At 61.5% G+C, this 8,620-nt stretch carries 11 protein-coding genes; 3 read left to right on the forward strand and 8 right to left on the reverse strand.

The window, feature by feature from the left end:
* Nucleotides 1-538: 538 nt before the first annotated feature.
* From MUW49_RS15075 to MUW49_RS15100, 6 genes are all read right to left on the reverse strand, one after another.
* Entirely contained in the window at nt 539-1,522 is a 984-nt protein-coding gene (locus tag MUW49_RS15075) for an MDR family oxidoreductase (RefSeq protein WP_244812921.1), read from the reverse strand.
* A gap of 52 nt (nt 1,523-1,574) precedes the next feature.
* Nucleotides 1,575-2,210, reverse strand: coding sequence for a TetR/AcrR family transcriptional regulator (locus tag MUW49_RS15080; protein WP_113070054.1), 636 nt, complete (start codon nt 2,208-2,210; stop codon nt 1,575-1,577).
* Between the two features lie 157 nt (nt 2,211-2,367).
* A complete protein-coding gene (locus tag MUW49_RS15085) occupies nt 2,368-2,616 on the reverse strand; it encodes a GlsB/YeaQ/YmgE family stress response membrane protein (protein ID WP_010675223.1) in 249 nt (82 codons plus the stop codon).
* 128 nt (nt 2,617-2,744) lie between these two features.
* Nucleotides 2,745-3,470, reverse strand: coding sequence for a UDP-2,3-diacylglucosamine diphosphatase (gene lpxH, locus MUW49_RS15090; protein WP_244812922.1), 726 nt, complete (start codon nt 3,468-3,470; stop codon nt 2,745-2,747).
* 13 nt (nt 3,471-3,483) lie between these two features.
* Nucleotides 3,484-4,170: a DUF4269 domain-containing protein gene (locus tag MUW49_RS15095; protein ID WP_244812923.1), complete on the reverse strand. Its 687-nt coding sequence runs from the start codon at nt 4,168-4,170 to the stop codon at nt 3,484-3,486.
* Nucleotides 4,160-4,657, reverse strand: coding sequence for a peptidylprolyl isomerase (locus MUW49_RS15100; RefSeq protein ID WP_039041198.1), 498 nt, complete (start codon nt 4,655-4,657; stop codon nt 4,160-4,162). Before MUW49_RS15100 ends, MUW49_RS15095 begins: the two co-directional genes overlap by 11 nt.
* A 191-nt stretch (nt 4,658-4,848) precedes the next feature.
* Here MUW49_RS15100 and cysS point away from each other — a divergent pair, with 191 nt between their 5' ends.
* A complete protein-coding gene (gene cysS, locus MUW49_RS15105; RefSeq protein ID WP_210538571.1) occupies nt 4,849-6,225 on the forward strand; it encodes a cysteine--tRNA ligase in 1,377 nt (458 codons plus the stop codon).
* A gap of 229 nt (nt 6,226-6,454) precedes the next feature.
* Here the strand turns inward: cysS and MUW49_RS15110 are convergent, their stop codons facing one another.
* Nucleotides 6,455-6,814 carry a lysozyme inhibitor LprI family protein gene (locus MUW49_RS15110; RefSeq protein ID WP_111896743.1) on the reverse strand — a complete coding sequence of 120 codons (360 nt, stop codon included), beginning with the start codon at nt 6,812-6,814 and terminating at the stop codon, nt 6,455-6,457.
* Between the two features lie 95 nt (nt 6,815-6,909).
* On the opposite strand from MUW49_RS15110, the gene MUW49_RS15115 reads away from it, so the two are divergent.
* Together MUW49_RS15115 and MUW49_RS15120 are read left to right on the forward strand one after the other, a co-directional pair.
* Nucleotides 6,910-7,221, forward strand: a complete 312-nt coding sequence (locus tag MUW49_RS15115) for a hypothetical protein (RefSeq protein ID WP_244812924.1) — start codon at nt 6,910-6,912, stop codon at nt 7,219-7,221.
* Nucleotides 7,222-7,509: 288 nt separating this feature from the next.
* Nucleotides 7,510-7,677 carry a hypothetical protein gene (locus MUW49_RS15120; protein WP_244812925.1) on the forward strand — a complete coding sequence of 56 codons (168 nt, stop codon included), beginning with the start codon at nt 7,510-7,512 and terminating at the stop codon, nt 7,675-7,677.
* 37 nt (nt 7,678-7,714) lie between these two features.
* Here MUW49_RS15120 and istB read toward each other — a convergent pair whose 3' ends face one another.
* Nucleotides 7,715-8,470: an IS21-like element ISAs29 family helper ATPase IstB gene (gene istB, locus MUW49_RS15125; protein WP_244812926.1), complete on the reverse strand. Its 756-nt coding sequence runs from the start codon at nt 8,468-8,470 to the stop codon at nt 7,715-7,717.
* Between the last annotated feature and the right edge of the window lie 150 nt (nt 8,471-8,620).

An 8,620-nucleotide genomic window follows, 5' to 3' on the forward strand; every position in this document is an offset into this window, starting at 1 on the left:
GTGTGCTAACGCCAGGAATCGCATGCGTTTCCTGGCGTTGGTTTCTGCCTTGGCGAGGGCCAAGAAATCGATTGGATCGGACATACTGAGTACAGTGAAACCAGAATAGAGCAATTAGATCACATCTTTAATCTGATTGGTATTATATGCGGTGATAAATAAAACGTATTCCTATTCTGAATTATTTGTTCGATGCATCGATTGTTTAACGGGGGTCTGTCAGTGGGCAAGACAATGGTTCGCAGTCGTGGGCGAACAGGGCCTCATGTCGGCGAATACGGGTATCCAGGGCAGGGGCTTGTCGGTGAGGAGTGACGGTTGTCTGCATCGATGGGGGAGGGTGCGCAGCGGGAAGGTGCGGCATATAGAGGTGTCTCGGTCCCTCTGTCCGGGAAACCTGCACTTGAGTGTTTGAACGCATCTGTTGTCCATTGTCATGGACGATGGGAAGGAGGAGTGACGTTCCGTGTGGCTGCGAAATGCCCTGGAGAGGCTCGCCTGACGTGGTCAGGCGAGCCGGCTCATATCGCGTCAGTCATCACCCCTGGACATTGACCAGGATCCGGCCGCGCACCTGGCCTGCCAGGAAGGCATCCCCCAGGGGCACGACCTGGGAGAGGGGCACTTCCCGGGTGAGGAGATGGAGGCGGGTCAGGTCGAGATCCTCGGCCAGTCGGGCCCAGGCCTGCTGGCGCAGCGGGCGCGGTACCATCACGCTGTCGATGCCATAGAGGGTGACGCCGCGCAGGATGAAGGGCATGACGGTGGAGGGGAAGTCCATCCCTCCCGCGAGACCGCAGGCAGCCACGGCGCCGCCGTAGCGGGTAGTGGCGCAGGCATTGGCCAGGGTGTGGCTGCCGACGGTGTCGATGACGCCGGCCCAGCGTTCCTTGCCCAGCGGGCGTCCCGGCGTGGCCAGTTCGGCGCGATCGATCACCTCGGCGGCGCCGAGGGACTTGAGATAGTCGGCCTCGTGCAGCCGCCCGGTGGCGGCCACGACCTGATAGCCCAGCTTGGCCAGGAGGGTGATCGCCACGCTGCCCACACCGCCGTTGGCGCCCGTCACCAGAATGTCACCGTCGCCGGGGGTGATGCCGTGCTTCTCCAACGCCATCACACAGAGCATGGCGGTGTACCCTGCGGTGCCGATGGCCATGGCGTCCCGGGGCTGGAAGCGCTCAGGCAGGGCGACCAGCCAGTCGCCCCGGACCCGTGCCCGCTCTGCCAGCCCGCCACTGTGGGTCTCGCCCACGCCCCATCCGTTGAGCACCACCTTGTCGCCGGGGCGCCAGTCGGGATGCTGGCTCTCCAGCACGGTACCGGCAAAGTCGATGCCGGGGATCAGAGGGAAGCGGCGTACCACAGGGGAGGCGCCGGTGAGGGCCAGGCCATCCTTGTAGTTGAGGGAAGACCACTCTACCGCCACAGTCACATCCCCGGCAGGCAATATCTCCTCGGAGAGGCTCTGGTAGCTGGCGCGATAACCCGCCTCGTCTTTCTCGATCAGAATACCGTTGAACATCTTGTCTACTCCCATTAATTGGACTGACTGACTATTAATCTTCGTAAAAAAATCACTTTGCTAACTTCATGAAAAAATTGAGAAAAGAGAGCATGGGCTCGGTATCGCCCACCAGGCGTGCGCGCAGCACGGCCCCTTCCCAGCCGATCCAGAACTGATGGGCGAGGGCAGGGCAGTCACAATCAGGGGGCAGCTCCCCCGCCGTCACCGCGTCCCTCAGGCAGCGGGCAAGCAGCGCCTCCCAGTCGAGGAGGATCTGCTCGAGGCGCAGGCGCAGCTCGGGGGACAGCTGCACCACCTCCTGACCCAGGTTGCCCACGAGGCAGCCCCGCTGGAACGCAAACCGGGTCATGCCCCGGCAGGCGCTGTCGACGAAGGCAACAAGACGGGCCAGGGGGGGCAGGCTCTCATCCTCCAGATAGCGCGTCAGCTTGCGGCAGAAGTAGTGGTGATAGGCATCCATGACCGCCAGGGTGAAGTCGTGCTTGGTGGCGAAGTAGTGATAGAAGGAGCCCTTGGGGATCCCGGTCGACTGCAACACCCGCTCGATGGAGGTGGCGGCGATGCCCTGTTCGGTCAGCAGCTCCATGCCCCGGCGGATCAACAGATCCCGGGTATCGGCATAGGTGTGCCCGTGCTGGGCAGGGCGGCCGCGAGGGCGGCGGGGCAGGGGGTCATTGGTCTGCATGGGGCTTATTAGACGCCTCAACTAGAAATAATGCAAGCGCGGCACCGAACGGACGAAACGAGTGGATGAGATCGGGTGGTCGCAGCAAGTTGGCGCCAGCGGGGCTGAAAACAGCGAGGGCGCCAGTGGCGCCCTCGCATCGATGGGTGGCTGCGTCTCAACTGCGCAGCTTGTTGTAGACAAACAGCACGATCAGGGCGCCAACGGTGGCGATGATGATGCTCGGCAGGTTGAAGCCGGTGACCGTTCCCATCCCAAGCAGGGTGCTGACATAGCCCCCCACCATGGCGCCGACCACCCCCAGGATCACCGTCATGAAGAAACCGCCGCCATCCTTGCCCGGCATGATCCATTTGGCCAGGATGCCGACGATCAGCCCCAGTACCACCCAAGTAAGAAATCCCATGGTCTTCTCCTCGTTGTGTGCAGAGAACCAGAGTATATGCAGGGATCCAGCTTGTATCGCGCCGCAGCACGGCGTGAGTCAGAAATGGTCATATGAGACTCGCTCATGACCATGGCAGGCAGAGGGCCTCAGCCAAGCGCGCGGGTGTCGAGGCGCTGCCCGGCGGGGGAGCAGACCAGCACCGACCCCTGCTCGAACCAGTCCCCCAGCACGATGCGCCGCGCCGCACGCCCATCCAGGGTGAAGTCGTGGATGGCGGGCCTGTGAGTGTGGCCGTGGATCATCAGGCGGCAGCCGTGCTGGCGCAGCATCTCGTCTACCGCCTCCGGAGTCACGTCCATGATGATCTGGCTCTTCTGGGCATTCTCCATCTGGCTCTGGCCGCGCATCTTGTGGGCGATGGCCTGGCGGCGCGAGAGCGGCAGGCGCAGGAAGAGCCAGCGCAGCCACTTCTGTTGTGTGATGCGGCGAAACTTCTGGTAGCCCTCGTCCCGGGTGCAGAGCAGATCCCCGTGGCTCAGCAGCACCCGCTCACCGTACAGCTCGATGACACAGGGGTCGCCGAGCAGGGTCATGCCAGCCCGTTTGGCAAACTGGTGCCCCAAGAGGAAGTCGCGGTTGCCGTGAATGAAATAGAGGGGCACCCCTTGCTGGCTCAGGGCGAGAAAGGCATCGGCCACCTCGCGGTGGAGCGGGTTGGGGTCGTCGTCCCCAATCCAGAATTCGAACAGATCCCCCAGCACATAGAGGGCGTCGGCACCGGGCGCGTCTTCGGCCAGAAAGCGCACCAGGGCCGCCGTCATGTCGGGCCTGCCTTGGCTGAGGTGAATGTCACTGATAAAGAGGGTGCTCATGAGTTCCTGGGCATCATGGTAAGAGAGTCCCGCCTGGGGGCGGACAAGGCCTGTGACCTTGCTCGTCGAGCGGGTGGGGGAGGGAAGGGCAGCAGAGCCCCGCAAGGTTTACGCCCTCCAGGGTCAGCAACGCCTCGTAAGGGTCGCCGGACAGACCCAGCAGGCGGCACATGGCCGCTTCCCCCTTGAGCCCTTCATCAACGCGCAGGCGCAGTACCTCCCGGTGGAAGGGGGCGCCAAAGCGCTCAAGCAGGGCGGCCATCAGGCTGAGGTGGCGCCAGCCATGACACGCCTCGAGGGGAGCAGGGGTGAGGTAGAGCTCGACTGGCCAGCACTGGCCATCGGGCCCGTGGCGTCGCTGTTCGGCGATCCAGACCTGCTCGCCCTTGCTTCGCACCTGCCAGCCTTGTGCTGCCAGTGTCGCGGCAAGGAAGGCCGGGTCCGGATGCTGGCAGAGGATGTCGAGATCGCTGCCGGGCCTATCCAGCCCGATGGCGATCGTGCTCACCAGGGCCAGATCGTTGCACAGGGGGCCAAGCTCATTCCACAGGCCGCCGCTCAGCAGGGCGTGGGCCGAGCGCTGACGTGCGTTGCCCTGGGCCAGATAGTCGAGGCGGCGCCAGTTGGGGGCGGCAGATGGAAAAACTGCGGCCGGGGCCGCAGTGGTATCAGAGCCTGGCCGGCAGGGATTACTCGGCAAGGGTCACCTTGGTGATGACGACGTCTTCGGTCGGAACGTCCTGGTGCATGCGGCCGTAGTTGCCGGTCTTCACGCCCTTGATCTTGTTGACCACGTCCATGCCGGCGGTCACTTCACCGAACACGCAGTAGCCGAAGCCCTGGGTGGTGGCGGACTTGAAGTCCAGGAAGTCGTTGTTGTTCACGTTGATGAAGAACTGGGCGCTGGCGGAGTGCGGCTCCATGGTGCGTGCCATGGCGATGGTGCCGATCTTGTTGGACAGACCGTTGGCCGCCTCGTTCTTGATGGGAGCGCGGGTCTCTTTCTCTTCGAAGCCCGGGGCATAGCCGCCACCCTGGATCATGAAGCCGTCGATGACGCGGTGGAAGATGGTGTTGTCGTAGTGACCGTCACGGCAGTATTGCAGGAAGTTGGCCACGGTCTCCGGGGCTTTTTCCGCGTTCAGGGTCAGGGTGATGTCGCCGTGGTTGGTGTGCAGAGTAACCATGAGTTGTCCTTTCATTTTGATGCGGGCAGCAAGGTGCCCGCAGGTGTATGGCATAAAGTGGTGGCAATTCTAGCCCATCAAGGCCCTGCGGCATAGATGGCAGGGGGGAGAGGGGGCTTTTTCTGCCTCGTTTTCTATACCGGATGCGGTTAGAATGGCAGGCCATTTTACTCACAGGCAGTGGTCATAAGATGCTGAAGATATACAACACACTCACTCGTCAAAAAGAAGAATTCAAACCTATCCACCCGGGCAAGGTGGGCATGTATGTGTGTGGCGTCACTATCTATGATCACTGTCATATCGGCCATGGCCGTACCTTCGTCGCCTTCGACGTCGTCGCTCGCTACCTGCGTTATGCAGGATACGACCTCACCTATGTGCGCAACGTCACCGACGTGGACGACAAGATCATCAAGCGCGCCGCCGAAACGCGCGTGACCTGTGACGATCTCACCGAGCGCCTCATCGGCGACATGCACCAGGATTTCGACGCCCTCGGCATGGTGCGTCCGGACATCGAACCCCGCGCCACCCAGCACATCGGCGAGATCATCGCCCTGGTTGAAACCCTGCTGGAAAAAGGGCACGCCTACGTGGCGGACAACGGCGATGTGATGTTCATCGTCGACTCCTACGCCGACTACGGCAAGCTCTCCGGCCAGGATCTGGAACAGCTGCAGGCCGGTGCCCGGGTCGACGTGGTGGATGCCAAGCGCAACCCGCTCGATTTCGTGCTGTGGAAGATGTCCAAGCCCGGCGAGCCGACCTGGGACAGCCCCTGGGGCCCGGGCCGTCCTGGCTGGCACATCGAGTGCTCCGCCATGAACTCCAAGCACCTTGGCAACCACTTCGACATCCACGGCGGCGGCTCGGATCTGCAGTTCCCGCACCACGAGAACGAGATTGCCCAGTCCTGCTGCGCCCACGGCGGCGACTACGTCAACACCTGGATGCACAGTGGCATGGTGATGGTGGATAAAGAGAAGATGTCCAAATCCCTTGGCAACTTCTTCACCATCCGCGACGTCTTGGCCCACTATGACGCCGAAACCGTCCGTTACTTCCTGATGTCTGGTCATTACCGCAGCCAGCTCAACTACTCGGAAGATAACTTGAAGCAGGCCCGCGCCGCCCTGGAGCGGATGTACACCGCCCTGCGCGATCTGCCGCTGGCCGCTGCTGCCGGTGGTGACGAGCAGGTGGCCCGTTTCAAGGAAGCCATGGACGACGACTTCAACACCCCGGAAGCCTACTCCGCCCTGTTCGACCTGGTGCGCGAGATCAACCGCCAGAAGGGTGAAGACATGGCCGTTGCCGCCGCGCTGGGCGCCCGTCTGCGCGAGCTGGGCGCCGTGCTCGGCATCCTGCAACAGGATCCGGATGCCTTCTTGAAGGGTGACGAAGCGGACGAAGAGGTCGCCGAAATCGAGCGCCTGATCGCCGAGCGCAATCAGGCCCGCGCCGACAAGAACTGGGCCGCAGCGGATGCCGCCCGTAACCGCCTCACCGAGATGGGTATCGTGCTGGAAGACAGCGCCGGCAAGACCAGCTGGCGCCGTGCCTAAGGCCGGTGGTGCTGCTGGCGCCAACCGGTTGAGCCTATAAAAAAACCGCAGCCATTGGGCTGCGGTTTTTTTTGTGGCCTGCCGAAGCCTCGGCATCCTGCGGTCTGATCCCCTCGCCCCTTGGGGGAGAGGGTCAGGGTGAGGGGGCTCGCATCATTACTTACCGGAGTGCCTGCAAGCCGTCTGTTGCTTGCCTCCAGTTCCTACCTGATCTGGTTGGCTCCTCTGATCATGGCTGGTCTGGCAGTGTGTTCAGGTCTTTGGTGCGCGCCTCGGTCAACTGGGTGAGACAACTGCTGTGGACCATGGGCGCCATTGATCCCCCTTCATAGACGCCGGCCTCGTAGCGGCACTGGGCATCGCGAAAGGTGATCCAGGCCCGTTGCGCGGTTCTCAGCCTTTCCAGCTGTGCCTTCTCCAGGGAGGCAACCCGCTTTTTATAGGCGGCATTGAGCTTGGCATCGGCTCGCTGGTAATCCTGAAACGCACAGATGTTCATGTCGGTTTGTGTCACCGGCGCAGTACAATCCTGTTCGGCCTGAACGGCAGTGGTTGCCAGCAAGAGCAACAGGGCGGGATAGGGTCTCAAGAGGCAGTTCCTTTGTGGTAGGGAGAGGGCCAATATACGGCATAAACCGGCTCGATGGCGGCTCTGTTTTTCAAGAATAACAAGGAGATGACGTCATGAAGTTGAACTGGATGCCGTTTCTGGCCCTGCCTCTGCTGGCGTCCGGGCTGTCTGTGGCCGCCACTGCCCCCGATATGCAGGTCCAAGCCCGCGCCAAGGTGGCCGAGTTTCTGGTCTGGGAGCGCAGCGTCAAACCGAGCGGCCTCTATCAGGCAGACCTGGGCGGTGCGTTGCCCAACATCGTCTCCCCCGAGCTGCTCTGCCTGCTCAATGCTGCCTCCAAGGCGCGGGAGATAGCCACTCGCGAAGCCCCGGACGAGAAGCCCAATGCTGTTCACTTAAGAGAATTTGAGTTCCAGTCCACGTAGTATCAGGGCTAAAAAATGAGGGAGGCATGATGCCTCCCTCTTTCTATTGCAAGCCACGCTGGATAAAGGCTGAAGGAACATCGACTGGAAACAGCCTTGCTCCCCCAACTCAAGTCGCATTTATGAATAATTAGTCAAAAATGTGCTTATCTGAACAGCATTGCGGACGAGAAGCCACCCTTCGTCGAGGGCAACCCCTTCCTGCCCAATGCCTGGGATCACCTGCTGGGCTCTGAGATACTCTCGTCTCGCGCCATCGCCGGCAGCCGGGATCGCAGCGAGGTCAAGGTGCGCTTCACCTTTGGCGAGCCGGGCTCCCCGCTCTACGCCTCCAGAGGCACCTACCGTTTTGTCAGCACCTATCTGGTACTGGACGGGCCGCAAGGCGCCCGCATCACCGATATCGACGCTGGTGCGTATTCCGGCGAAGTTGAACAGCCATTCCGGCCAACGTGAACACCCTGATCCTTAACGCGCTCACGTCATCTCGTTTCTAACTCGACTGTTCAGATTGGGTCAACTCACTTCTCCTCTTCCTCATCGATTCTCCCTTCAGTGACAGCCGGTGAGCGTTGTGCATCAGCCGGTCCAGGATCGCATCTGCCAGGGTGTTGTCACCCAAGCTCGCGTACCACTCTTCAGTTGGCAGCTGACTGACCACTATCGTCGAGTATTTCCCATACCGATCATCCATGATCTCCAGCAGTGCGTTGCGCTGTTCGGCACTCACCGCTTCCAGTCCCCAGTCATCCAGGATCAGCAGCTCTATCCTTGCCAGTTGACCCAACAGTCTGGCGTAACTGCCATCTACCTTGGCCTGGCTCAGCTCAAGCAGCAGACGTGGCAGCCGGTAGTAACGAGTGCTATGCCCTTGCTGACAGGCTTGGTAGCCCAGCGCACAAGCCAGGTAGGTTTTTCCACAGCCACAGGGGCCGGTAATGAGCAGGTTCTGGCCCCGGCGCAGCCACTCTCCTTGGGCCAGGTTTGCTACCTGTGACCGCTCCAGGTTGCGTGCTGACTGGTAGTCCAGCTCCTGCACCGTGGCCTGGAGTTTGAGCCTTGCCTGCTTGACCAGCCGAGTTTGCTTACGCTGCTCCCGGCTCAGTTGTTCGTGTTCGACCAGCAGGCTTAGCCGCTCGATGAAGGGCAGCACTTCGTAGGTACTCGCATGTTCCAGTTGTTGTTGCACGGCATCCGCCATGCCGGTCAGTTTCAGGTTTCTCAGGCGGGTCAGGGTTTGTTGGGTCATGGGGCGTATCCTCTTTAGTGGAAGCTCTGGGGGCCACGGATGTTCTCGTGCTCTTGCGGTAACTCTGGGTAGCTCAGCGGGCTTGCGGGCAGTTGGTCGCGGCCACTGGTCAGCACCGACTTGAGCTGTTTGAGTCGCACCAGACCTTCC

Origin of the sequence: Aeromonas sp. LsrichE-8G (assembly GCF_022869435.1) — a bacterium.
Lineage (GTDB): Bacteria > Pseudomonadota > Gammaproteobacteria > Enterobacterales > Aeromonadaceae > Aeromonas > Aeromonas caviae.

Excerpts from the sequence above, each read along its gene's own strand:
- MUW49_RS15075 (WP_244812921.1), bottom strand. The coding sequence starts at position 1,522 with ATGTTCAACGGTATTCTGATCGAGAAAGACGAGGCGGGTTATCGCGCC.
- MUW49_RS15080 (WP_113070054.1), bottom strand. The coding sequence starts at position 2,210 with ATGCAGACCAATGACCCCCTGCCCCGCCGCCCTCGCGGCCGCCCTGCC.
- MUW49_RS15085 (WP_010675223.1), bottom strand. The coding sequence starts at position 2,616 with ATGGGATTTCTTACTTGGGTGGTACTGGGGCTGATCGTCGGCATCCTG.
- lpxH (WP_244812922.1), bottom strand. The coding sequence starts at position 3,470 with ATGAGCACCCTCTTTATCAGTGACATTCACCTCAGCCAAGGCAGGCCC.
- MUW49_RS15100 (WP_039041198.1), bottom strand. The coding sequence starts at position 4,657 with ATGGTTACTCTGCACACCAACCACGGCGACATCACCCTGACCCTGAAC.
- cysS (WP_210538571.1), top strand. The coding sequence starts at position 4,849 with ATGCTGAAGATATACAACACACTCACTCGTCAAAAAGAAGAATTCAAA.
- MUW49_RS15115 (WP_244812924.1), top strand. The coding sequence starts at position 6,910 with ATGAAGTTGAACTGGATGCCGTTTCTGGCCCTGCCTCTGCTGGCGTCC.
- istB (WP_244812926.1), bottom strand. The coding sequence starts at position 8,470 with ATGACCCAACAAACCCTGACCCGCCTGAGAAACCTGAAACTGACCGGC.